Origin of the sequence: Streptomyces aurantiacus (genome assembly GCF_027107535.1) — a bacterium.
Classification (GTDB): Bacteria; Actinomycetota; Actinomycetes; order Streptomycetales; family Streptomycetaceae; genus Streptomyces.
The window spans coordinates 1870828-1895650 of record NZ_CP114283.1; the positions used below are offsets into that span (position 1 = coordinate 1870828).

Here is a 24823-nt window from a genome sequence, read left to right on the forward strand (position 1 = left end):
GCCCTCGTCAGACGCTCTCCCGCCACCGATTGGTGATCGGCAGCCGCCGGTCCTTGCCGAACCCCTTGGCGGAGATCTTGGTCCCCGGCGGATACTGCCGCCGCTTGTACTCCGCCGTGTCGACCATGCGCAGGGTCTTCATGACCACCTCGCGGTCGTACCCCGCGGCCACGATCGCGTCGGCCCCCGTGTCACGGTCGACGTACAGCTCCAGAATCCCGTCCAGGACGGGGTAGTCCGGCAGCGAGTCCGTGTCGACCTGGCCGGGACTCAGCTCGGCGCTCGGCGGCTTGGAGATGGAGTTCTCCGGGATCGGCGGGGTCTGCCCCCGCTCGGCCGCCGCGCGGTTGCGCCACTCGGCCAGCCGGAAGATCGACGTCTTGTAGACGTCCTTGATCGGCCCGTACGCGCCCACCGAGTCGCCGTACAGCGTCGAATACCCCACCGCCAGCTCGGACTTGTTGCCCGGCGCCAGCACGATGTGCCCCTCCTGGTTGGAAAGGGCCATGAGCAGGGTGCCGCGCAGCCGTGACTGGAGGTTCTCCTCGGCCAGACCGGTGAGCCCCAGCGACCCCATGTACGCGTCGAACATCGGCTCGATCGGTACGGTCCGGAAGTTGAGCCCGGTCCGCCGGGCCAGCTCCGCCGCGTCACCCCTGGAGTGGTCCGAGGAGTACTTGGACGGCATCGACACGCCGTACACGTTCTGTGCGCCGAGCGCGTCGCAGGCGATCGCCGCGACGATGGCGGAGTCGATACCGCCCGAGAGCCCGATCAGCACGGACCGGAAACCGTTCTTCGCCGCGTACGCCCGCAGCCCCACCACGAGCGCGGAGTACACCTCCTCGTCGTCGTCCAGCCGCTCGGCGTACCCGCCGGAGAGCTCCGGCTCGTACGCGGGCAGCGGCTCCTCGGAGAGGACGAGGTGGTCGATGCGCAGCCCGTCGTCCACAACCCCCGACGGAACCTCGGCGGCAGCGGCGGGCAGGTCCAGGTCGAGGACGATGCATCCCTCGGCGAACTGCGGGGCCCGCGCGACGACTTCGCCGTGGCGGTCGACGACGATCGAGTCGCCGTCGAAGACGAGCTCGTCCTGACCGCCGATCATGGCCAGGTACGCGGTCGTGCAGCCGGCCTCCTGCGCGCGCTTGCGCACGAGACCGAGACGGGTGTCGTCCTTGTCGCGCTCGTACGGCGAGGCGTTGATCGAGACCAGCAGACCGGCCCCGGCGGAACGGGCCGCCGGGACCCGGCCGCCGTCCTGCCAGAGGTCCTCGCAGATGGCGAGCGCGACGTCGACGCCGCGCACCCGCACGACCGGCAGGGTGTCACCCGGCACGAAGTAGCGGAACTCGTCGAAGACGCCGTAGTTCGGCAGGTGGTGCTTGGCGAAGGTGAGGACCACCTCACCGCCGTGCAGCACGGCCGCCGCGTTCCGCGGGGCGCCCGCCGGCTGGCCGTACTTGGGCTGGGCCTTCTCGGAGCGGTCGAGGTAGCCGACGACGACCGGCAGCTCCCCGAACCCCTCGTCGGCGAGCCGCGCGGCGAGCGAGCGCAGGGCCGCGCGGGACGCCTCCACGAAGGACGAGCGCAGAGCCAGGTCCTCGACGGGATACCCGGTCAGCACCATCTCGGGGAACGCCACCAGATGCGCACCCTGCTCGGCGGAGTGCCGGGTCCAACGGACGATCGCCTCGGCGTTCCCGGCGAGATCGCCGACGGTCGAGTCGATCTGATTCAGAGCGAGACGTAGTTGAGGCACGCGTTCCAGTGTAATCGTCAGAGCGACGCGATGGGCCGGGGGAGGGGTGTGGGGCGCCCCACCCGGCAAGTCCCGCGGCGGCGGGCCCCCTCACAGCGGGCGCCCCGTCAGGGGCGCGGGGCCGCCTCGCTGTGCGGCTCCGCCGGGCGGGCGCGGCCGGCCACGGACAACACGCGGGTGCCCGAACGGCATGCGAACCCCCGGCCCTGCCCCGATCATGGTCGTCGATGACCACACCACGCACGGCCGCAGCCGTCCTCCTGGCCCTCGGCGCGCTCGCCTACACGGCCTGGACACTCGAAGTCGTCCTGCCGACAGGCCTTTCCCCGGCGCACGCGTACGTGAGTGAACTGGCCGCGGCCGACCAGCCGTACGGCACCCTGTTCCGCACGACGGACCTCGTCGCGGGCGTGCTCGTGGCGGCCGGCGGCCTGCTGGCCCTCCGCGTGCTGCCCCGCGGAGGACCGGGAGCGCTCGTCGGCCGGGTCGCGCTCGTCCTCTTCGGCACGGCCACCGCGGTGGACTCCCGCCTGCCGCTCAGCTGCACGCCCACCGCGGACCCGGTGTGCGCCGCACAGGAGCGTACGGGCCTGGTGCCCTGGGCCCATTCCGCGCACACCGTGAGCAGCACGGTCGCCCTGTGCGGCATCCTCGTCGCCATGGTGGCCCTCACACCCCCCGCCCGGCGCCGCGCGCCCGGGTCGCCGCCGGCCCGCTCCGGGCCCGGTCTCGTCGTGCTCGAACTGGCCGCCACCGTCTGGACGCTGGCCGCGATCGCCGCGCTGGAGACCGGCCACGAGGGCTGGGGCATCGGCCTCGCCCAACGGCTCCAGGTGGGCGTGGTCGCGATCTGGCTGGGCGTGCTGGCCCTCTCCCTCCTGCGCGCCCCGGCGCCCGGCGCACCCCTCCCAGGCAGGATCCCCGAGGTGCGGGGCGCCGCACGTGTGCCCTCCCGGGACGCCCGGCCATGACCTTCGTACGTATCGGCGGCGTCCCCCACCACATCCGGGTCGAAGGCACCGGTCCCGCGTGCCTGCTCAGCGTCGGCCTGGGCATGGCGTGGTTCGACTGGGACCCGGTCGTACCGCTCCTCGCCCCGCACCGCACGGTCGTCCGCTTCGACCGGCCGGGCCTCGGGCTCAGCGGCCACGCGCGCGCGTGGCCCACGCTCACCGGCGAGGCGGAGCGCATCGCGCGCGTGCTCGACGCGACAGGCGTCGGCACACCCGCCACCGTGGTCGGCCACTCGCTCGCCGGATTCCACTGCGAGGCCTTCGCACGGCTGTACCCGGAGCGGACGGCCGGGCTCGTCCTGGTCGACACCGCGGTCGAGGAGAAGCCGCGCCCGCGGGCCGCCCCCGCGCTCCGGGACGCCGCCACGCGCGCGTGCGGCACGCTGCTGGCCGGCGCGGGCCTCCCACGGGCCGTCGGACCGCTACTGCGGCGTACCGCGGTCCGGGCCGGACGCCGAGGCGGCGGCGACCCGGCCCCGGCAGACCTCGTCCGGCGCGCCTACTCCACCAGCCGCTTCCTGCGGGCCGTCCTCGCCGAGAACGCCCGCTACCGGGACCAGGCCGTCGAGCTCGCCTCGCTGCGGCAGTGGCTTCCGCTGGACGCGCGCGTCACCGTGCTCGCCGCCCACGCCGGCGGTCCGCGGCGGTGGCTGGAGCGGCAGGAACGCCTCGCCGAGCGGCTCGGCGGCACGTTCCGGGTGTCCGCCCCCGCCGGCCACCTCGTCATGCTCGACCGTCCCCGGGACGTGGCGGACGCGGTCCTGGAGACAGGCACGCGCCCGCCCCTCGCCGACGAGGACGAGGGACGGGCGCGCGAGGCCTGAGGGCCTCAGTGGCGGTACGAGTTCACGTATCCGGGTGCGGGCGAACCCACGCCGGTGACGTCGTCGTACCCCCGGACGGCCTTCAGCGAGCTGTCCTTGCCGAGGCTGCGGACCGAGGTCAGCAGACCCCCCGACGCGTCGAACGAGTTGACGAAGTCGACCCGCGCCACCGCGAGTTCACGGCCCGTGGGGCGGTCCGTGACGTCGTGGTACAGCTTCGTGCCGTACCGGTCGTAGATCGCCGGGTTGGCGAATCCGATCGGCCGGCCGCCGCGCTGCTGCTGGGCCAGCGCCTGGATGCCCGCGATGACCGGCGAGGCGAGGGAGGTGCCGCCGATGCGGTACTCGCCGTACTTCTGCGTCCCGTCCGGGAAGGTCTGCGTCTGCCCGACCAGGAAACCGGTGTTGGGGTCGGCGATCGCGGAGATGTCCGGCACCGTGCGCATGGCCTGCTTGCCGTTCGCCTTCGCGAGGGCGGACGGCACCACACCCCGCTGGTAGAACGGCTGCTTCACCGTCGCGCTGGTGCCGCCGCCCGCGCCGGAGGTGTAGGCGCCCGGGAAGTCCGTCCAGCTCCTGCCGTTGTCCGACAGCGTGGCCTTGAGCGTGCCCCAGCCGGTCTCCCACTTGTACGCGTCGCCCTTGCCGACGGCCAGCGAGGTGCCGCCGACCGCCGTCACCCACGCCGAGTTGGCGGGGGTGTCGACCTGCTTCGTACCGGTGTTGGCGACCTCGTCGCCGTTGTCGCCGGACGAGAAGTAGAAACCGATGCCCTCGATGGCGCCCAGCTGGAAGACCTGGTCGTAGGCGGCGGCGAGGTCCGGGGTCTGGTTGGCCTCGATGTCGCCCCACGAGTTGGAGACGATGTCGGCCAGGTGCCCGTCGACGACCTTGCCGAGCGAGTCGAGCAGATCGTCGTCGTAGCAGGACGCGGCGCCCACGTAGACGATGTCCGAGGCGGGCGCGACCGCGTGCACGGCCTCGACGTCGAGGGTCTCCTCGCCGTACCAGCCGGCCGCCCCGCACTCCTCGGTCCGCGTGTACGCGCTGGGCAGCACCTGCCGCAACTGGCCGCCGCCGTACGCCGCGTCGCCGTGCCTGCCCGCGTACGTGGCCGCGTCCGCCGCGATCGTCGGCGAGGCGTACGCGTCCGTGATCGCCACGGTCACGCCCTTGCCGGTCGCCCGGCCCGCCCCGTAGGCGGCCCGCAACTGCTTGCCGGTGTAGCCCTTCACGGCGTACGGGATCTTCGTGCCGTACGCGCCCGGGAGGGCCGTCGCGGTCTTCGAGCCGTAGTACGAGGAGAACGGCCCGGCGTTGCGGAACACCGCGTCCGGCGGCGGCAGCGTGTCGGAGTGGTCCGCCTTGTGCGGGGCGTTGTCCAGGCCGGTCACGGTGAGGACGGCGCCGTTCAGGCCGCCCGGTGCCGAGGCCGTCTCGGCGGGAGCGCGGTAGGTCTTCCCGCCCTTGGTGTAATTGTGCAGCTGGGTGCCGAACGCCTTCTCGGCGTCGGCCACTTCACCGGTCACCGACACGTAGTGCCGGCTGGTACCGGTGACGGTCAGTCCCGCCGACCTCAGCCAGGAGGTCACCTCGGCCACCTGGGCCTTGGTCGCACCGAAGCGGGCCTGGGCCTGCCGCGCGCTGAGATACTTCCCGTACGAGGCCGACGACGGGTCGGACACGGCCTTGGCGTAGGCGCTCAGGCCCGCCGCGTCCCGGCCGGCGAGATAGACACGGGCCGACACCCGGGAGCTGTTCGCCGTGGCCCCTTTGTCCGCCCGCGCCGTGGCCCACAGGGGCTTGGTGCCCTGGAGCGTGTCACGGCCGGCCGGGGCGTCGGAGGCGTGGGCCGCGGGTATGCCGAGCGCCAGCGCACCGGCGAGCAGAGGCAGTGTCGCCGCCATGCTGACGCCGGCGCGCACCGAGGCACGGTTGGATCTCTTGGACCTCATGGAGAACCCCCTGAAGGATCACTGGATGGGGGTCACTCTTGCGATCAACCATTCATGCCAGGGGAATGGCCGGGGCACGGCTGGGCCAAAAGGAGCCCAAGGAACCGTATACGCAAAGGATTTGGGGCGCGATGACCGACATAAAGCCGGGTCGCGCCCCAAAGGACCGCGGCAGGGTCCCGCTACGGAACCCACTACGGGACCACTACGGAAGCCGCTGAGGAGCCCTCGACGGGGCCCTCGGCGGAGCCGGTGCCGGATCCGCCGAGGGATCTCTCGACGGGGCCGGTACCGCGTCAGTTCGGCGGCTTGGCGCCGCGCTGCTTCAGCAGGTCCGAGATCAGCTTCATCTCCGACTCCTGGGCCTGCACCATGCCCCGCGCGAGCCGCCGCTCCACGCCGACCCGGCACCGCTCCACACATCCCTCGGCCATGTGCACGCCGCCCACGTGGTGCGTGTACATGAGCTGCAGGTAGCGGATCTCGGCCGCCTTGCCGCTCAGCCCCCGCAGCGAATCCATCTGCGTGTTGGTCGCCATGCCCGGCATGAGCGCGCCGTCCTCACCGGTCCCCATGCCGGCCATGCCCATCCACTCCATGGGCGGATCGGCGGACACCTTGGGCAGCTCCCACAGGTCCAGCCAGCCGATCAGCATGCCGCGCTGGTTGGCCTGGGTCTGTGCGATGTCGTACGCGAGGCGGCGCACCTCCTCGTCGTCGGTGCGGTCGCGCACGATGTACGACATCTCGACGGCCTGCTGGTGATGCACGGCCATGTCACGGGCGAAGCCCGCGTCCGCGGAGTCGGCCGCGGGCGGCTTCATCCCGGAGTCGTCGCCGTCGGCCACCGCGTACGTGATCGCCCCGGCCGCCACGAGGACGGCCGCGGCGGCCCCGCTGATCCAGCCGGCGGACTTCATCTTCCTCACTTCGACAGGCCGTTGGTGCAGGCGGCGCCCGGCTCGGGCGTCTGCTTGCCCTGGACGTACGTCTCGAAGAACTTGGCGACGTCCGGGTCGCTCGCACCCTTCACCGTCCGCTGGTGGCCCCACGCGGAGAGCATGATCGGGTCCTTCTGGTCGTCGACGGGACTCATCAGCGAGTACGGCGTCTTCTTGACCTTCGCGGCGAGCGCCTTCACGTCGGCGTCCGACGCCTTGCTGTTGTACGTCACCCAGACCGCGCCGTGCTCCAGCGAGTGCACGGCGTTCTCGTTCTTGATCGCCTGGTCGTAGACGTCGCCGTTGCAGTTCATCCAGACCTGGTTGTGGTCACCGCCGACCGGGGGCTCCATGGGGTACGTCACGTTCTTCGTGACGTGGTTCTGCGTGAGCTTCGTGCTCCACGTCTTCACGCCGTCCTTGCCCGTGACGAACTTCCCCGACGCCGACTTGGAGTCGCTCGACGCGCTGTCCTTGTCGTCGGTCTGCGACTTGATCAGGAACGCGCCACCGGCGACGAGACCGGCGACGACGATCACGCTGGCGGTGATCGTGAGGAACCGGTTGCGGCGCTCACGGGCCTGCTCGGCGCGCCGCATCTCCTCTATCCGCGCCTTGCGCGACGTGGTCTCTGTCTTCTTGGCGGAACCCATGGGGTGGTCCTTCTGGGGAAAAGGGGCAGTGGAGTGGTCAGCTGATCGTAGTGGGGGAGAAGCCGGTGTAGGCGGGGAGCCCGCAGGAATGGCCGAAGCCGGGACCCCGGACGATAATTTGAACCTCGGATGCGCATTATTTACGCTGGCGGTATGCGGCTGTTGCGATCCACCGACCTGGCACTGCGCGTCCTGATGCGGCTCGCCGTCACCGAGGGGACGACGCCGACGACCCGGGAGGTCGCGGCCGCCATGGAAGTGCCGTACACGCACGCCGCGAAGGTGGTCGCCGAGCTTCAGCACCTCGGCCTGCTCGACGCCCGCCGCGGCCGCGGCGGCGGCCTCGCTCTGACGGGGGAGGGGCGAACGGCCTCGGTCGGCGCGGTCGTGCGGGCCTTCGAGGGTGATGGCGACGTCGTCGACTGCGAGGGGTCCGCGCCCTGCCCGCTGAACACGGGATGCCGGCTGCGCGGGGCCCTGCGCCGGGCCCAGGAGGCCTTCTACGCCTCCCTGGACCCGCTGACCGTCACGGACATGGTCGCCGCCCCCACCGGCCCGCTGCTGCTGGGCATCACGAGGCGGTAGGCCGGGCCCGCGCGGAGCGCCCGGGCCCGGCGGCCCGGGCCTTCGGGCGCCGGCCACGGACCGGCCGGCCCGGGGCCCGGGCGCGGCCGGCGTCCCGTCCTCCGCTGTCAGCCCCGGGCCAGCCAGAGGTCGGGCCCGAACACCTCGTAGTGGATGTCGGCGGGCGCGACCCCCTTTCCGATCAGCCCGCCGCGCACCGCTCGCATGAAGGGCAGCGGACCGCACAGGTACGCGCGCGTGCCCGGCGCGATCGCCATCCCGGAGAGGTCCACCAGGCCCGTGCGGTCGGCCGGGTGGCCCGGCTCCGGCCGCTCGTACCAGAAGTGCGCCACCGCGTCCGCGAGCTTCGCCGTGAGGGCCTCGTGCTCGTCGCGCAGGGCGTGCTCGGCGGGGGAGCGGTCCGCGTGCACCACGGTCACCGGGGCGCGGTGTCCGAGGCCCGCGAGGTGCTCCAGCATGGCGATCATCGGCGTCACACCGATACCCGCCGAGGCGAGGAGCAGCGGCGTTTCCGTGGCGTCGTCGAGGGCGAGATCGCCGTACGGGGCGGACACCTCGATCGTGTTGCCGACGTCCACGCGCGCGTGGAGGTGGTTCGAGACCTCCCCGTCGGGCGCCGCGCCGCCGTGCACCCGCTTCACGGCGATCCGGCGCACGGTCGGGCCGGGTGCGCCGACGAGGCTGTACTGGCGCGTCTGGCGGGCCCCGTCCGGCAGCTCGACGCGCACGGAGACGTACTGGCCGGGCCTGAAGCCGGGTGCGGGGGCGCCGTCGGCCGGGCGTATCAGGAAGGTGGCCACCTCCGCGGTCTCCTCGACGCGTTCGACGACCTCCCAGGTGCGCGGGCCGCCCCCGCCGGTGGCCTCGCTCGCCGCGTACAGCCGCTTCTCGACGGCGATGAGCGCGTTCGCCATCAGCCAGTACACCTCGGTCCAGGCGGCGGCCACCTCCGGGGTGACCGCCTCGCCGAGCACATCGCCGATGGCGGCGAAGAGGTGCTCGTGGACGACCGGGTACTGCTCGGGGGCGATGCCCAGGGAGGCGTGCTTGTGCGCGATGCGGTTCAGCATCGCGTCGGGCCGCTCGTCCGGCCGCTCGACGAGCTGGGTGGCGAACGCGGCGAACGCGCCCGCCAGGGCCTGGCGCTGGGTTCCGGAGGCCTGGTTGCCGCGGTTGAAGAGATCGCGCAGCAGCTCGGGGTGGGCCGCGAACAGCCCCGCGTAGAAGCGGTCGCTGATCTCTCTCAGGGCCCCGCCGACGGCGGGAAGGGTGGCGCGGACGGTGGCGGCGGACTGTTCGGACAGCATCAGGGCTCCTCGGACTCGGCTGCCCGCACCGTATTAAAACTTGCATATGAGATGCAAATTAAAGAGGGTGCGGGAAGGAGACGGAGAGACGGCAGTGGTCGGCCATTACATGTACGGCACTCAGCAGGCAAGATGGGCGACAGAGCAGTACACCCGCCGGCCGCGAGGCGTTCAGCCGGAAGCCGACGGGACGATCAAGGTCCGCAACGCGCATGAAACGCTGTTGTGGTGTGATGCTCAGGTGCCCGACCGCCTCCCACGGGACGGGAGCAGGCGGCCTGACCAGCAAGGATTGGGTGGAAGCGGAAGATGGACAAGCAGCAGGAGTTCGTGCTCCGTACGTTGGAGGAGCGCGACATCCGTTTCGTACGCCTGTGGTTCACGGATGTGCTGGGCTTCCTCAAGTCCGTGGCCGTGGCCCCGGCCGAGCTGGAACAGGCCTTCGACGAGGGCATCGGCTTCGACGGGTCGGCCATCGAGGGCTTCGCCCGCGTGTACGAATCCGACATGATCGCCAAGCCGGACCCGTCGACGTTCCAGGTCCTCCCGTGGCGGGCGGAGGCACCCGGCACGGCACGCATGTTCTGCGACATCCTGATGCCGGACGGCTCCCCGTCCTTCGCGGACCCGAGGTACGTGCTGAAGCGGGCGCTGGCCAAGGCCTCCGACCTGGGCTTCACCTTCTACACCCACCCGGAGATCGAGTTCTTCCTGCTGAAGGACAAGCCGACGGACGGCTCGCGGCCGACCCCGGCCGACAACTCCGGCTACTTCGACCACACCCCGCACAACGTCGGCATGGACTTCCGCCGCCAGGCGATCACCATGCTGGAGTCGATGGGCATCTCGGTCGAGTTCTCGCACCACGAGGGCGCGCCGGGCCAGCAGGAGATCGACCTCCGTTACGCGGACGCGCTCTCCACGGCCGACAACATCATGACGTTCCGCCTGGTCATGAAGCAGGTGGCGCTGGAGCAGGGCGTCCAGGCGACGTTCATGCCGAAGCCGTTCAGCGAGCACCCGGGCTCGGGCATGCACACGCACCTCTCCCTCTTCGAGGGCGACCGCAACGCGTTCTACGAGTCGGGCTCCGAGTACCAGCTCTCCAAGGTCGGCCGCTCCTTCATCGCGGGTCTGCTGAAGCACTCGGCGGAGATCGCCGCGATCACCAACCAGTGGGTCAACTCGTACAAGCGCATCTGGGGCGGCTCCGAGCGCACCGCCGGCGCCGGCGGCGAGGCCCCCTCGTACATCTGCTGGGGCCACAACAACCGCTCGGCCCTGGTCCGCGTCCCGATGTACAAGCCCGGCAAGACGGGCTCGGCACGGGTGGAGGTCCGCTCCCTCGACTCGGGCGCGAACCCCTACCTGTCGTACGCGGTCCTGCTGGCCGCCGGCCTCAAGGGCATCGAGGAGGGCTACGAGCTGCCCCCCGGCGCCGACGACGACGTCTGGGCCCTCTCGGACGCCGAGCGCCGCGCGATGGGCATCGAGCCCCTGCCCCAGAACCTGGGCGAGTCCCTCACCCTCATGGAACGCAGCGAACTGGTCGCCGAAACCCTCGGCGAACACGTCTTCGACTTCTTCCTCCGCAACAAGCGCCAGGAGTGGGAGGAGTACCGCAGCGAGGTGACGGCCTTCGAGCTGCGGAAGAACCTACCGGTGCTGTAGCGCTCCGCTCGGGGCCTGCGGGTCGTCCGTAGGGCGCGGGGATACGGTGCGGTTGCCCGCGCCGTATCCCCGCGCCGTTCGCGGCCGCCGTTCCTCCGCGCCCCTGAAGGGTGCGGGGCCTTCAGCGGCGGCGGACGAGGGTCTCCGTCACTGTGCCTGGTCCGACGAATCCTTCATCAGCTGGTGCAAGGGCTTCGTGGCGCGCTCGCGGAATTCCTGGATCGCCCAGCCATTGCCGTCCGGGTCCGTGAAGTGCATGAACGTGCCGCCGTCCTGAGGGGCGTACTGGACGGGCTCGCTCAGCTCCAGGCCCCGGGCCGTCAGCTCCTCGTACGCCGCCTTGGCGTCCGCCACGACCAGCTGCATACCGTGGTACGTGCCCGGCTGCGGTGTACCCGTCGGGATCGGCACACCCTGGGCGAGCGCGATCGAACAGCCGGAGCCCGGGGGCGTCAGCTGTACCACGCGGGTACCCGGCATGACCTCCTGGTCGAGGTCGACGTGGAAGCCGACCTTGTCCTGGTAGAAGGCCTTGGACCGGTCGATGTCGGAGACCGGCAGCACCATCACTTCGAAGGCCATGTCCATGGACGACTCCTTTGTCGTACGCGATGAGTAGGTCGTACGTCAGTCAGCAGGTCGTGCGTCGGTCGAACCGCCAGCGGGTCTGGCTGAACGGCTCCCCCTTACCGAAGCCGAAAACGGTCCCGGGCGCCACCGAGAAGACGAGGGCTTTGCCGGAACCGTGGTGGAAGTGCCCGGCCCGCACCTCGAAGTGCCAGAAACTGCCGTACTTGCTCTCCCAGGCAGCGGCCAGCTCGCGCAGCCTGTCGTCGTCGGAGACCCGGACCGCCTCGCCCTCCACCACGAGGTCGTATCCCTCGCTCCAGGTGTTGGTGCCGGTGGTCAGTACGACGTGCGGGTTCAGGGCGAGATTGCGTGCCTTGCGCTCCTCGGGGCCGGTGCAGAAGTGCAGCGCGCCCCGCGACCACACCGCGGGCAGCGGTGTCACATGCGGCCGCCCGTCGGGCCGTACGGTCGAGATCCAGAACAGCTCCGCCGCACGGAGCAGGGCCTCGGCCTCGGACCAGGGGCGGGCGGTGGCGGTCTCGTCGCTGTAACGGGCATCCAGTTCGGACCGTGGTTCCATGCGCTCTCCTCCTGGGCCTGGCGGACTGCGGGTGGCCCTCGGCGGACCACGGGTGTTTCCATGAGGGCAGACCCCGGCCGGCGGCGGAATTCATCGGTCCCGCGCGACCCGTTCTCGCCTCGCGCGGCCTCCGGCTCCCCTCGCGCGGTCCGCGCCCCGGGGAGCGGGCGGTCCGGCGCGGTGGCCCGTGGCGGTGGCCGAGGCGCGCGGGGCGTCGAAACCGTCCTCCGCGTCCAGGCGCTTCGCCCAGGCTCTCCGGTTAGGCTCGACCCCGTACGACCTTGATCGTGTGGGAGGACGGAGGCCGGGATGACGGTGCCGGGACGCAGGAGCAGTACCTTCACGCGTCTGCTGCGGCACGGTTTCACCGATCCGTCGGCGGCCGAGCGGCTGCTGGACAGCGCGGAACTCGCGGCGGTGACGAACGACCCGGTGCTGCTCGACGCGCTGGGGGCCACCGCCGACCCGGATCTGGCCCTGCTCGGGCTCGTACGACTCGTCGAGGCGCAGGAGAGCCCCGCGGGACAGCGGGAACTGCTCGACACGCTGATCGCGTCGAAACCGCTGCGCGACCGGCTGCTCGGGGTCCTCGGCGCGTCCACCGCGCTCGGCGACCACCTCGCGCGCCATCCCCTCGACTGGCAGGCCCTCGTGACGTACGAGGCGCAGGACCTGCACCCGGGCGTAGCGGAGTTCGAGCGCGGGCTCGCCGAGGCCACCGATCCCGTGTCGCTGCGGGTCGCCTACCGGCGCTGCCTGCTGTCCATCTCGGCCCGTGACGTGTGCGGGACGACGGACGTCGTGCAGGCCGCCGCCGAGCTCGCCGACCTCGCGACCGCCACCCTGCGGGCCGCGCTCGCCATCGCCCGGACCGCCGCGCCCGAGGACGCCGCGATGTGCCGGCTCGCGGTGATCGCGATGGGCAAGTGCGGTGGCCACGAGCTGAACTACGTGTCCGACGTCGACGTCATCTTCGTCGGTGAGGCCGTGGACGGAGCCGACGAGGACAAGGCCCTGCGGGCCGCCACCCGGCTGGCGTCCCATCTGATGCGGATCTGTTCCGAGACCACCGTCGAGGGGTCCATCTGGCCCGTGGACGCCAACCTGCGGCCCGAGGGGCGCAACGGACCTCTCGTACGGACGCTCAGCAGCCACCTCGCCTACTACCAGCGGTGGGCCAAGACCTGGGAGTTCCAGGCCTTGTTGAAGGCCCGGGCCGTCGCCGGGGACGTCGAGCTGGGCGAGAAGTACGTCGCCACGCTGTCACCGCTCGTGTGGCAGGTCGCCGAGCGGGACAACTTCGTCGCCGACGTGCAGAAGATGCGGCGGCGCGTCGTCGAGAACATTCCGCCCGCCGAGATCGAGCGTGAACTGAAGCTGGGGCCCGGCGGGTTGCGGGACGTCGAATTCGCCGTACAAATGCTGCAGTTGGTGCACGGGCGGGTCGACACGTCGCTGCGGAGCGGGACCACGCTGGACGCCCTCAAGGCGCTGGCCTCGGGCGGGTACGTGGGGCGCGTCGACGCCGTCCAGTTCGACGAGGCCTACCGGTTCCTGCGGTCCATGGAGCACCGCATACAGCTCTTCCGGCTGCGGCGTACGCACCTCGTGCCCGAGGACGACGCAGATCTGCGGCGTATCGGGCGCTCGCTCGGACTGCGGACCGACCCCGTCACCGAGCTGAACCGTGAATGGAAACGGCACGCCGGTGTGGTGCGGCGCCTCCACGAGAAGCTCTTCTACCGTCCACTGCTCGACGCCGTCGCCCAACTCGCGCCGGGCGAGGTCCGGTTGAGTCCGGGCGCGGCCCGGGAGCGGATGGTCGCCCTGGGCTACGCGGACCCCGCCGCCGCGTTGCGGCACCTGGAGGCGCTGGCCTCCGGCGTCTCCCGCAAGGCCGCCATCCAGCGGACCCTGCTGCCCGTCCTGCTGGGCTGGTTCGCGGACTCCGCCAACCCCGACGCGGGCCTGCTCAACTTCCGCAAGGTCTCGGACGCGCTGGGCAAGACGCCCTGGTACCTGCGGCTGCTGCGGGACGAGGGGGCCGCCGCCGAGAACCTCGCCCGGGTCCTGTCCGCCGGGCGGCTCGCCCCCGACCTGCTGATGCGCGCGCCCGAGGCCGTGGCCCTGCTCGGGAACGGGGACAGCGGCGGGCTCGAACCGCGTGCCCGGCCCCATCTGGAGCAGGAGATCCTCTCCGCGGTGGGGCGGGCCGCCGGGGGAGAGTCCGCGGTCACCGCGGCCCGCGGTGTACGGCGGCGGGAGCTGTTCCGCACGGCCGCCATCGACATCGTCAGCTCGTACGGCACCGAGGAGACGCCGGCCAACGCCGACCAGGGCGCGCTGGTCGACCTGGTCGGGGGCGCCATCTCGGACCTGACGGCGGCGACGATCGCGGGCACCCTGCGGGCCGTCGTCCGGGACGGCTGGGGCGACACGCTGCCCACCCGCTTCGCCGTGATCGGCATGGGCCGCTTCGGCGGACACGAACTGGGTTACGGGTCCGACGCGGACGTGCTGTTCGTGCACGAGCCCCGGGAGGGCGTCGGCGAGGAGGAGGCCGCCCGGGCCGCCAGCGCCGTCGTCTCCGAGATGCGGCGGCTGCTGCAGATGTCCAGCGCCGACCCACCGTTGCTGATCGACGCCGACCTGCGGCCCGAGGGCAAGTCCGGCCCGCTCGTACGGACGTTGAAGTCCTACGAGGCCTACTACCGCCGGTGGTCGCTGGTGTGGGAGTCGCAGGCGCTGCTGCGTGCCGAAGTCGTCGCCGGGGACGAGGAGTTGGGGCAGCGGTTCCTGGAGCTCGTCGATCCGCTGCGGTATCCGGCGGAAGGGCTCGGGGAGGACGCCGTGCGGGAGATCCGGCGGCTGAAGGCCCGGATGGAGTCGGAGCGGATGCCCCGCGGGGCCGACCCGACGCTGCACACCAAGCTGGGACGGGGCGGTCTGTCCGACGTGGAGTGGACCGTGCAACTGCTCCAGCTCCAGCACGGGTGGGCGGAGCCGGGGCTGCGGACCACGCGTACGCGCGAGGCCCTGGCCGCGGCGTGTGCGGCCGGGCTGATCTCCGGCGAGGACGCCGGGACCCTGGACGAGGCCTGGGTGCTCGCCACCCGGGTGCGCAACGCCGTGATGCTGGTGCGCGGGCGGGCCGGCGACACGTTCCCCTCCGACGGGCGCGAACTGGCCGCGGTGGGGCGGTACCTGGGGTACGGGCCGGGGCACGTCGGGGACATGCTCGACGACTACCGGCGTACGACGCGACGGGCACGGGCCGTGGTGGACGAGCGGTTCTACGGGGCGTGACCTCCCGGGCACCGACCGTCGCGAACGTACGGGACCGACGGTCCCGCCACCCGCCCCGCCAGGCCTCCTGGCGGCGCCGCGGGAGGTCGCGGACGGAAGCGGCGCCGCTTCCTGACCAGGTCGCCCCGCCCGCGGCTAGGCCTTCTTCTGCAGCCGGAACCGGCCCGGCTCTCTCGCCGGGACCAGTTGCGGCAGCGCGTACGGCAGGGAGCCGTACCAGAGCCTGGCGACCGCGAAGCCGAACGCCAGGCACGCCATGCCGCCCACCGCGTCCAGCCAGAAGTGGTTGGCCGTGGCGACGATGACCACCAGGGTGGCCGTGGGGTAGAGCAGGCCCAGGATGCGGACCCAGGGGACCGAGGCCAGGGCGAAGATCGTCAGGCCGCACCACAAGGACCAGCCGATGTGCATGGAGGGCATCGCGGCGTATTGGTTCGACATGTTCTTCAGGTCGCCGGAGGCCATGGAGCCCCAGGTCTGGTGGACGACGACCGTGTCGATGAAGTCGCTGCCGTTCATCAGGCGCGGCGGGGCCAGCGGATACAGGTAGTAACCGACCAGGGCCACACCCGTCGTCGCGAAGAGGACCATGCGGGTCGCCGCGTACCGGCCCGGGTGGCTGCGGTAGAGCCACACCAGGACGCCGAGGGTGATCACAAAGTGCAGCGTCGCGTAGTAGTAGTTCATGCCGACGATGAGCCAAGTCACCGAGTCCACGGCGTGGTTGACGGACTCCTCCACGGCGATGCCGAGGTGGTGCTCCACCTTCCAGATCCAGTCGGCGTTCTCCAGCGCCTGCGCCTTCTGCTCCGGAACGGCGTTGCGGATCAGTGAGTACGTCCAGTAACTCACCGCGATGAGCAGGATCTCGAACCAGAGCCGGGGGCGGCGGGGCGTACGCAGCCGGCGCAGGAAACGGTGTCCCGCGCGGCCGTTCGCCTCGTCCGCGACGGGCTGTGGAGGGGCCTGCTCCTGGCCTTCCAGTGTCGTCACGGTGCTCTCACCCATAGGGACAGAGTCTGCCAGATGAGCCTTTCCTCACCGATCATCCCTCGGGTGGGTCCTGGTCGCACGTTCTACACCTGGAGTAGGTGGGGCCCTACTGCCTACGCACGACTGCGGTCCCCAGGGGCCGAGGCCGTCGACCCCCGCACGACCAGTTCCGGCATGAACACGAACTCACTGTGGGGCGCCGGCGTCCCGCCGATCTCCTCCAGCAACGTGCGCACCGCGGCCTGGCCCATGGCCGGGACCGGCTTGCGGACCGTGGTGAGAGGCGGGTCCGTGAAGGCGATCAGCGGGGAGTCGTCGAAGCCGACGACGGAGACGTCCTTCGGGACGTCGAGACCGCGCTGCCGGGCGGCCCGTATGGCGCCGAGGGCCATCATGTCGCTCGCGCAGACGACGGCCGTGCAGCCGCGGTCGATCAGCGCCGCGGTGGCCGCCTGGCCGCCCTCCAGCGTGTACAGCGAGTGCTGGACCAGACGCTGTTCGACGTCGTCCGCGGTCAGGCCCAGCAGGTCCTGCATCGTACGGACGAAGCCCTCGATCTTGCGCTGCACCGGCACGAACCGCTTGGGGCCCAGGGCGAGGCCGATCCGGGTGTGGCCGAGGGACACGAGGTGGGTGACCGCGAGGGCCATCGCCGCCCGGTCGTCCGGCGAGATGAAGGGAGCCTGCACCTTCGGCGAGAACCCGTCGACGAGGACGAACGGCACCCCCTGGCCGCGCAGCTGCTCGTACCGCTGCATGTCCGCGGAGGTGTCCGCGTGCAGCCCGGAGACGAAGATGATGCCGGCGACCCCCCGGTCGACCAGCATCTCGGTCAGCTCGTCCTCGGTGGAACCGCCCGGGGTCTGGGTCGCGAGGACCGGCGTGTAGCCCTGCCGCGTCAGCGCCTGGCCGATCACCTGGGCCAGGGCCGGGAATATCGGGTTCTCCAGCTCCGGGGTTATCAGCCCGACGAGCCCCGCACTGCGCTGCCGCAGACGTACGGGCCGCTCGTAGCCGAGCACGTCGAGCGCGGCGAGAACGGACTGGCGGGTGGTCGCGGCGACGCCCGGCTTCCCGTTCAGGACGCGGCTGACGGTCGCTTCGCTCACCCCCGCCTGGGCTGCGATGTCGGCAAGCCGTGTGGTCACGGGATGGGACTGTACCGGCCGGGTCTCACCCTGCCCACCGACCGAACGCCGTGTGCGGGCACCTGGGCGGCTCGCTCCGGGCTGCTGCGTCATCGCGTTCCCTCGTGATTCTGGTCGGCATTGCGGTCACTGTCCGCCGCGTGCGCCCGTGGGGACGGGCTGGTTCCTGCAAGGCGCCCCGGGCCGATGATCCCCGCGACGGACGGCTGTGGCAAGGGCTTGCAGAGTCTTGCACAGGGGCTCCGCTCCCGGTGAACGGGCCTGTACCAAGGCCTCGGGGCGGTCGAGGAGAGGTCACGCCGGGGTAACTCTCCGCCGGTCTTGCACTTTTTTGCTGCAAGGTCTTTCGCGCCGCTTTCATCGCTGTTACGTTCACGTCGCCCGACGGCGGCAACGGTGCGGTCGGCGAGTCGGGAGGGGCGGCGGACGGGGCCGCTCCCTCGAGTACACGGGCTTTCACCCTCAAGGAGAACTCATGCGGCGTGGCATAGCGGCCACCGCACTGGTGGCGTCCCTCGCCCTCGCGGCGACGGCCTGCGGCTCAGACAGCGACGACAGTGGCAAGGCGGACGGCCCGGTCACCATCACGTGGTGGGACACGTCCAACGCCACGAACGAGGCACCGACGTACAAGGCCCTCGCGAAGGAATTCGAGAAGGCCAACCCGGACATCAAGGTCAAGTACGTCAACGTGCCCTTCGACCAGGCGCAGAACAAGTTCGACACCGCCGCCGGCTCCAAGGGCGCCCCGGACATCCTGCGCTCCGAGGTCGGCTGGACCCCCGCGTTCGCCAAGAAGGGCTTCTTCCTGCCGCTCGACGGCACCGAGGCCCTCGCGGACCAGGGCAAGTTCCAGCCCAGCCTGATCGAGCAGGCCAAGTACGAGGGCAAGACGTACGGTGTGCCGCTGGTCACCGACACCCTCGCGCTGGTCTACAACAAGGAACTCTTCAAGAAGGCCGGCATCGACGGGGCGCCCACCACCTGGGCCGACCTCAAGACGGACGCCGCGACGATCAAGAAGGAGACGGGCGTCGACGGCTACTGGGGATCCACCCAGGCCTACTACGCGCAGTCCTTCCTCTACGGCGAGGGCACCGACACGGTCGACGCCGACGCCAAGAAGATCACCGTCGCCTCGCCCGCGGCCAAGAAGGCCTACGGCACCTGGAAGGGCCTGTTCGACGGCAAGGGCCTGCACAAGGCCGACACCACCGCCGACGCGTACGCCCACATCCAGGACGCGTTCGTCAACGGCAAGGTCGCCTCGATCGTCCAGGGCCCGTGGGAGATCACCAACTTCTACAAGGGCTCGGCCTTCAAGGACAAGACCAACCTCGGTATCGCCACCGTCCCGGCCGGCTCCAGCGGCAAGGCGGGCGCCCCGACCGGCGGCCACAACCTCTCCGTGTACGCGGGCTCGGACAAGGCCCACCAGGAGGCCTCGCTCAAGTTCGTGAAGTTCATGACCTCGGCGAAGTCCCAGGAGACCATCGCCCTCAAGAACTCCACGCTGCCGACGCGCGACGACGCCTACACCACCGAGGTCAAGTCCGACCCGGGCATCGCCGGCTACCAGGGCGTGCTCTCCGCCGCCCAGCCGCGCCCGGCGCTGCCCGAGTACAGCTCGCTGTGGGGTCCGCTCGACACCGAGCTGCCGAAGATCGCCGGCGGCAAGGAGTCCCTCGACAAGGGTCTGGGCAACGCGGAGACCGCGATCGCCAAACTGGTCCCGGACTTCAGCAAGTGAGCCCGGGTGGCCGCGGGATCCTCTCAGGGGGGACGGATCCCGCGGCCACCGGCCGTGCGTGTGACCGCCACCGGAACCGGCAGAGGTCCACGCCCCGCCCGCCGAGCCTCCAGAACGTGCGCCCAACGCCAGATTTTCCAGAAGGTGTCGAATCATGACAGTCGTCATCGACCGCGCGACCGGCAAACGCCGCGGTGACCGGGCCCCACGCCCCGGTCCGCTCCAGCGCATGAAGCACTCGTACCAGAAGTACTGGTACGCGTACGCGATGACCGCCCCGGTGGTCCTCGTGCTCGGTGTGCTGGTGCTCTATCCGCTGGTGCGGGGCATCTACCTGACGTTCACCGACGCCAACAGCCTCAACTCGGCCCGCACGATCGGCGTCAACCACATCGACGCCACCTACAAGTTCATCGGCCTGGACAACTACGCCGACATCCTGTGGGGCCCCACCGCGTACGACCGCTTCTGGTCGCACTTCATCTGGACGATCGTGTGGACGGCCCTGTGCGTGCTGCTCCACTACGCCATCGGCCTCGGTCTCGCCCTGCTGCTCAACCAGAAGCTGCGGGGCCGGACCTTCTACCGCCTCGTCCTCGTCCTGCCGTGGGCCGTGCCGACGTTCGTCACCGTCTTCGGCTGGCGCTTCATGCTCGCCGACGGCGGTGTCATCAACTCCATGCTGGAAGCGGTGCATCTGCCCACACCGCTGTGGCTGGAGGACACCTTCTGGCAGCGGTTCGCCGCCATCATGGTCAACACCTGGTGCGGAGTGCCGTTCATGATGGTCTCGCTGCTCGGCGGCCTCCAGTCCATCGACGCCGCCCTGTACGAGGCCGCGGAGATGGACGGCGCGAACGCCTGGCAGCGGTTCCGGCACGTGACCCTGCCGGGCCTGCGGCCGGTCAGCTCCACCGTCGTCCTGCTCGGCGTCATCTGGACGTTCAACCAGTTCGCCATCATCTTCCTGCTCTTCGGCGACACCGCACCGGACGCGCAGATCCTCGTCACCTGGGCCTACTACCTGGGATTCGGCCAGCAGCCGCGCGACTACGCGCAGTCCGCCGCGTACGGAGTCCTGCTGCTCTCGATCCTGATCGTCTTCACCTCCGTCTACCGACGCTGGCTGGCCCGCAACGAGCAGCAGCTCGCGATCTGAGGCAGGAGTCCCCATGAGCACCACGACAGTCAAGTCCTCCGCCCCGGCGGACAGGGACCCCGCGGGCACCGCGCCGGCGGGCAAAGGACCACGGCGCGGCGAGCGCAGCCTCGCCGGAACCCTGACCTCGCACGGCATCCTCGGCGTCGCGAGCCTGATCGCGCTCTTCCCGATCGCGTGGCTGATCTACCTGTCCCTCGGCCCGGACAAGGACGACTACCTGCACCCCGGGGGCATCCTCGGGAAGATGACGTTCGACAACTACTCGTTCGTGCTGCAGCACACGCCGTTCTTCGACTGGCTGAAGAGCACGCTCATCGTCTCGCTCGGCACGACGGTCATCGGCGTCATGGTCGCCGCCACCACCGGGTACGCGGTCTCCCGCATGCGCTTCCCCGGCTACCGGAAGTTCATGTGGGTGCTGCTGGTGACCCAGATGTTCCCGGTCGCCGTACTGATGGTCCCGATGTACGAGATCCTCAGCGAACTCCAGCTCATCGACAACTACTTCGGCCTGATCCTCGTCTACTGCTCGACCGCGGTGCCGTACTGCGCGTGGCTGCTCAAGGGCTACTTCGACACCATCCCCTTCGAGATCGACGAGGCGGGGCGTGTCGACGGGCTCTCGCCGTTCGGCACGTTCGCGCGACTGATCCTGCCGCTCGCCAAGCCCGGCTTGGCCGTTGCAGCCTTCTACAGTTTCATCACCGCGTTCGGCGAGGTCGCGTTCGCCTCGACGTTCATGCTGTCCGACACGAAGTACACCTTCGCGGTCGGCCTGCAGAGCTTCGTCAGCGAACACGACGCGCAGCGCAACCTCATGGCCGCCACCGCGGTGTTGGTGGCCATCCCGGTCTCCGCGTTCTTCTACCTTGTGCAGAAGAACCTGGTGACCGGACTGACCGCGGGCGGCACGAAGGGTTAGCCGTTCGCGGCGAGCCATGAGGTCGTCGGTCGTCCGGCGGCCCGTCGTGGCTTGTCGCGCAGTTCCCCGCGCCCCTGACGGGGCGCGGGTGGCGGCCGTGGTCGCTTTCCGACCCCGCTGTGACCGCGGCCGCCTCATCACTCCGCCGCCTACCTGACCCTGACCCGATGACTCCGTTACGTACCAAGGAAGCCATGAGCCAGCACTCCGCCGACCCGGCACCGAACTCCGCTCTCGCAACCGTCGCCGACCGCCGCGACTGGTGGCGCGACGCGGTGATCTACCAGGTCTATCCGCGCAGCTTCGCCGACAGCAACGGCGACGGCATGGGCGACCTGGAGGGCGTTCGTTCCAGACTCCCGTATCTGCGCGACCTCGGTGTGGACGCCGTGTGGCTCAGCCCCTTCTACGCCTCGCCGCAGGCCGACGCGGGCTACGACGTGGCGGACTACCGGGCCGTGGACCCCATGTTCGGCAACCTCCTCGACGCCGACGCGCTGATCCGCGACGCCCACGACCTCGCCCTGCGGATCATCGTGGACCTCGTGCCCAACCACTCCTCCGACCAGCACGAGTGGTTCAAGCGGGCCCTTGCGGAAGGGCCGGGCTCGCCGCTGCGGGAGCGCTACCACTTCCGTCCCGGCAAGGGCGCGAACGGTGAACTGCCGCCCAACGACTGGGAGTCCATCTTCGGCGGCCCCGCCTGGACCCGGGTCACCGAGCCGGACGGCACCCCGGGGGACTGGTACCTCCACCTCTTCGCGCCCGAACAGCCCGACTTCAACTGGGACCATCCGGCCGTCGGTGACGAGTTCCGCTCCATCCTGCGGTTCTGGCTCGACATGGGCGTCGACGGATTCCGTATCGACGTGGCACACGGGCTGGTGAAGGCGGACGGGCTGCCGGACCTTGGATCCCACGAGCAGCTCAAGCTGCTGGGCAACGACGTCATGCCGTTCTTCGACCAGGACGGTGTGCACGAGGTCTACCGGGACTGGCGGATCGTCCTCGACGAGTACGCGGGCGAGAGGATCTTCGTCGCCGAGGCGTGGACGCCGACCATCGAGCGCACCGCCAACTACGTGCGCCCCGACGAGCTGCACCAGGCTTTCAACTTCCAGTACCTGAGCACCCACTGGGACTCCGAGGAACTTCGCTCCTGCATCGACCGCACCCTCGACGCGATGCGTCCCGTGGGCGCTCCCGCCACCTGGGTGCTGTCCAACCACGACGTGACCCGGCACGCGACGCGGTTCGCCAACCCGGCCGGGCTCGGCACCCAGATCCGCACCGCCGGAGACCGCGAACTGGGCCTGAGCCGGGCACGCGCGGCGACCCTGCTGATGCTGGCGCTGCCGGGCTCCGCGTACCTGTACCAGGGCGAGGAACTGGGCCTGCCGGACGTCGTCGACCTGCCGGACGAGGTGCGCCAGGACCCGGCGTACTTCCGCGGCGCCGGCCAGGACGGGTTCCGCGACGGATGCCGGGTGCCGATCCCGTGGACCCGGGACGGCTCGTCGTACGGCTTCGGCAGCGGTGGCAGCTGGCTGCCGCAACCCTCGGGGTGGGGCGAGTTGAGCATCGAGGCGCAGACCGGCGTCGCGGGCTCGACCCTGGAGCTGTACCGGTCCGCGCTCGCCGTACGGAGCGAGCGGGCCGACCTCGGCGCGGGCGACCGTGTCGAGTGGCTGAAGGCGCCCGAGGGTGTACTCGCCTTCCGGCGGGGGGCGTTCGCCTGCACCACCAACACCGGGGGCGAGTCGGTGACCGTCCCCGCGTACGGGAGGGTGCTGCTCGCGAGCGGCGAGGTGACGGTGACGGACGACGGCGAGGCGAAGCTGCCCGCCGACGCCACGGTGTGGTGGATCGCTGACTGACCGTCCATCAACCGAGAGGTTCTGCAAGAACTTTCCGGAGTTTTCAGAAGCCCGTCTTCCGCTTTGGGAGGCGGGCTTCTACTATCTGGCGCACCGCCTGGCGGTTGAATCTTGCAGCAAGAACCTTCAACGGAGAAGGGCCCCCACATGGCCAAGAGAGCCCTCCGCGCCTCGCTCGCCCTCGCGGCGGCCGCGCTCGTCCTCCCCGCGGGCACCACGGGCACCGCGCACGCCGCCCCTCCCGGCGCCAAGGACGTCACCGCCGTCCTCTTCGAGTGGAACTTCGCCTCCGTGGCCAAGGAGTGCACCAACCGCCTGGGCCCCGCCGGTTACGGGTACGTCCAGGTCTCGCCACCCGCCGAGCACATACAGGGCTCTCAGTGGTGGACCTCGTACCAGCCCGTCAGCTACCGGATCGCCGGCCGGCTCGGCGACCGTACGGCCTTCCAGAACATGGTGAACACCTGCCACGCGGCCGGTGTGAAGGTCGTCGCCGACACGGTGATCAACCACATGTCGGCCGGCGGCGGTACCGGCACGGGCGGCTCGTCCTACTCGAAGTACACCTACCCGGGGCTGTACTCCGCGCCCGACTTCGACAACTGCACGGCGCAGATCACGAACTACCAGGATCGCGGGAACGTCCAGAACTGCGAGCTGGTCGGGCTCGCCGACCTGGACACCGGCGAGGAGTACGTCCGCGGGGCCATCGCGAAGTACATGAACGACCTGCTCTCGCTCGGCGTCGACGGCTTCCGCGTCGACGCTGCCAAGCACATCCCGGCCGCCGACCTCGCCAACATCAAGGGCAGGCTGAGCAACTCGTCCGTGTACTGGAAGCAGGAGGCCATTCACGGCGCCGGTGAGGCCGTCCAGCCGACCGAGTACACCGGCACGGGCGACGTCCAGGAGTTCCGGTACGCGTTCGACCTCAAGAGGGTCTTCAACAACGAGAACCTCGCCTATCTGAAGAACTACGGCGAGGGCTGGGGCTACATGAGCAGTGGCGTCTCGGGCGTCTTCGTCGACAACCACGACACCGAGCGCAACGGCTCCACGCTCAGCTACAAGGACAACGCCAACTACACCCTGGCGAACGTCTTCATGCTGGCGTACCCGTACGGCGCACCCGACATCAACTCCGGGTACGAGTTCTCCTCCACGGACGCGGGCCCGCCGAACGGCGGTACGGTCAACGCCTGTTGGCAGGACGGCTGGAAGTGCCAGCACGCCTGGCCGGAGATCCAGTCGATGGTCGCCTTCCGCAACGCCACCCGGGGTGAGTCCGTCACCAACTGGTGGGACAACGGGGGCGACGCCATCGCGTTCGGCCGGGGCGGCAAGGGCTTCGTGGCCGTCAACCACGAGTCGTCGTCGCTGACCCGCACCTACCAGACCTCGCTCGCGGCGGGCACGTACTGCAATGTGCAGAGCAACACGACCGTGACGGTCAACGGCTCCGGCCAGTTCACCGCGACCCTCGGCTCCCAGACCGCGCTGGCGGTCTATGTGGGGAAGTCGAGCTGCTGACAGGCGCGCCCGGCTCGGGCGGCGTGCGCACCGGCAGCCGGCTCAGGGCGGGCATCAGGATCAGCGCCACGGGTACGTGGACCCGCCGGGCCGGGGACGAGGACGCCCTCGGCCCGGCGGTCACCGTGAGCGCACCGCGGAGCCCTGGGTGACCGGCGCCCTCGTCGAGGTCTTCCGCCGCACATTCGGCCCCGCGCCGGGCAAGGAGAACGCCCGCAAGGAGAACAACCGCCAAGATTGACGCTGAAATCTCTTGCTGTTGTTTTCAAGACTC

19 protein-coding genes are annotated in these 24823 nt (G+C 70.6%); 10 read left to right on the forward strand and 9 right to left on the reverse strand.

Annotated elements, in window-relative coordinates; translation table 11 throughout:
- Window positions 1-7: 7 nt before the first annotated feature.
- Complete coding sequence (locus tag O1Q96_RS09965; protein ID WP_269247818.1) at window positions 8-1762, reverse strand: NAD+ synthase; 1755 nt, start codon at window positions 1760-1762, stop codon at window positions 8-10.
- A gap of 227 nt (window positions 1763-1989) precedes the next feature.
- Between O1Q96_RS09965 and O1Q96_RS09970 the strand changes: the two genes are divergently transcribed.
- A complete protein-coding gene (locus tag O1Q96_RS09970) occupies window positions 1990-2733 on the forward strand; it encodes a DUF998 domain-containing protein (RefSeq protein WP_269247819.1) in 744 nt (247 codons plus the stop codon).
- Window positions 2730-3599 carry an alpha/beta fold hydrolase gene (locus tag O1Q96_RS09975; protein WP_269247820.1) on the forward strand — a complete coding sequence of 290 codons (870 nt, stop codon included), beginning with the start codon at window positions 2730-2732 and terminating at the stop codon, window positions 3597-3599. Before O1Q96_RS09970 ends, O1Q96_RS09975 begins: the two co-directional genes overlap by 4 nt.
- 5 nt (window positions 3600-3604) lie before the next feature.
- Here O1Q96_RS09975 and O1Q96_RS09980 read toward each other — a convergent pair whose 3' ends face one another.
- From O1Q96_RS09980 to O1Q96_RS09990, 3 genes are all read right to left on the reverse strand, one after another.
- Entirely contained in the window at window positions 3605-5506 is a 1902-nt protein-coding gene (locus tag O1Q96_RS09980) for a S53 family peptidase (protein ID WP_269253554.1), read from the reverse strand.
- Window positions 5507-5850: 344 nt separating this feature from the next.
- Window positions 5851-6474: a DUF305 domain-containing protein gene (locus O1Q96_RS09985; protein WP_269247821.1), complete on the reverse strand. Its 624-nt coding sequence runs from the start codon at window positions 6472-6474 to the stop codon at window positions 5851-5853.
- Window positions 6475-6479: 5 nt separating this feature from the next.
- A complete protein-coding gene (locus O1Q96_RS09990) occupies window positions 6480-7148 on the reverse strand; it encodes a thioredoxin-like domain-containing protein (RefSeq protein WP_269247822.1) in 669 nt (222 codons plus the stop codon).
- A gap of 153 nt (window positions 7149-7301) precedes the next feature.
- On the opposite strand from O1Q96_RS09990, the gene O1Q96_RS09995 reads away from it, so the two are divergent.
- Window positions 7302-7733 (forward strand): RrF2 family transcriptional regulator, encoded by a 432-nt coding sequence (locus tag O1Q96_RS09995; protein WP_269247823.1) that lies wholly within the window; start codon window positions 7302-7304, stop codon window positions 7731-7733.
- Window positions 7734-7840: 107 nt separating this feature from the next.
- Here the strand turns inward: O1Q96_RS09995 and O1Q96_RS10000 are convergent, their stop codons facing one another.
- Complete coding sequence (locus O1Q96_RS10000; protein ID WP_269247824.1) at window positions 7841-9040, reverse strand: globin domain-containing protein; 1200 nt, start codon at window positions 9038-9040, stop codon at window positions 7841-7843.
- A 309-nt stretch (window positions 9041-9349) separates the two neighbouring features.
- On the opposite strand from O1Q96_RS10000, the gene O1Q96_RS10005 reads away from it, so the two are divergent.
- Window positions 9350-10711, forward strand: coding sequence for a glutamine synthetase family protein (locus O1Q96_RS10005; protein ID WP_217458370.1), 1362 nt, complete (start codon window positions 9350-9352; stop codon window positions 10709-10711).
- Window positions 10712-10858: 147 nt separating this feature from the next.
- Here O1Q96_RS10005 and O1Q96_RS10010 read toward each other — a convergent pair whose 3' ends face one another.
- Together O1Q96_RS10010 and O1Q96_RS10015 are read right to left on the reverse strand one after the other, a co-directional pair.
- Window positions 10859-11299, reverse strand: coding sequence for a VOC family protein (locus tag O1Q96_RS10010; RefSeq protein ID WP_269247825.1), 441 nt, complete (start codon window positions 11297-11299; stop codon window positions 10859-10861).
- 43 nt (window positions 11300-11342) lie between these two features.
- Window positions 11343-11861: a pyridoxamine 5'-phosphate oxidase family protein gene (locus tag O1Q96_RS10015; protein WP_269247826.1), complete on the reverse strand. Its 519-nt coding sequence runs from the start codon at window positions 11859-11861 to the stop codon at window positions 11343-11345.
- A 309-nt stretch (window positions 11862-12170) separates the two neighbouring features.
- Between O1Q96_RS10015 and O1Q96_RS10020 the strand changes: the two genes are divergently transcribed.
- Entirely contained in the window at window positions 12171-15167 is a 2997-nt protein-coding gene (locus O1Q96_RS10020; protein ID WP_269247827.1) for a bifunctional [glutamine synthetase] adenylyltransferase/[glutamine synthetase]-adenylyl-L-tyrosine phosphorylase, read from the forward strand.
- Between the two features lie 135 nt (window positions 15168-15302).
- Here the strand turns inward: O1Q96_RS10020 and O1Q96_RS10025 are convergent, their stop codons facing one another.
- Window positions 15303-16175 carry a phosphatase PAP2 family protein gene (locus O1Q96_RS10025; RefSeq protein WP_269247828.1) on the reverse strand — a complete coding sequence of 291 codons (873 nt, stop codon included), beginning with the start codon at window positions 16173-16175 and terminating at the stop codon, window positions 15303-15305.
- A 98-nt stretch (window positions 16176-16273) separates the two neighbouring features.
- On the reverse strand, window positions 16274-17308 hold the full coding sequence (locus O1Q96_RS10030; RefSeq protein ID WP_269247829.1) for a LacI family DNA-binding transcriptional regulator: 1035 nt from the start codon (window positions 17306-17308) through the stop codon (window positions 16274-16276).
- A 475-nt stretch (window positions 17309-17783) separates the two neighbouring features.
- Between O1Q96_RS10030 and O1Q96_RS10035 the strand changes: the two genes are divergently transcribed.
- The 5 genes from O1Q96_RS10035 (at window position 17784) to O1Q96_RS10055 (ending at window position 24549) form a co-directional block, all read left to right on the forward strand.
- Window positions 17784-19058, forward strand: coding sequence for an extracellular solute-binding protein (locus O1Q96_RS10035; protein ID WP_269247830.1), 1275 nt, complete (start codon window positions 17784-17786; stop codon window positions 19056-19058).
- Between the two features lie 154 nt (window positions 19059-19212).
- On the forward strand, window positions 19213-20217 hold the full coding sequence (locus O1Q96_RS10040; protein WP_269247831.1) for a carbohydrate ABC transporter permease: 1005 nt from the start codon (window positions 19213-19215) through the stop codon (window positions 20215-20217).
- Window positions 20218-20230: 13 nt separating this feature from the next.
- Window positions 20231-21142: a sugar ABC transporter permease gene (locus O1Q96_RS10045; RefSeq protein WP_269247832.1), complete on the forward strand. Its 912-nt coding sequence runs from the start codon at window positions 20231-20233 to the stop codon at window positions 21140-21142.
- A 194-nt stretch (window positions 21143-21336) separates the two neighbouring features.
- Entirely contained in the window at window positions 21337-23019 is a 1683-nt protein-coding gene (locus O1Q96_RS10050; RefSeq protein WP_269247833.1) for a glycoside hydrolase family 13 protein, read from the forward strand.
- A 147-nt stretch (window positions 23020-23166) separates the two neighbouring features.
- On the forward strand, window positions 23167-24549 hold the full coding sequence (locus O1Q96_RS10055) for an alpha-amylase (protein ID WP_269247834.1): 1383 nt from the start codon (window positions 23167-23169) through the stop codon (window positions 24547-24549).
- Window positions 24550-24823 lie beyond the last annotated feature (274 nt).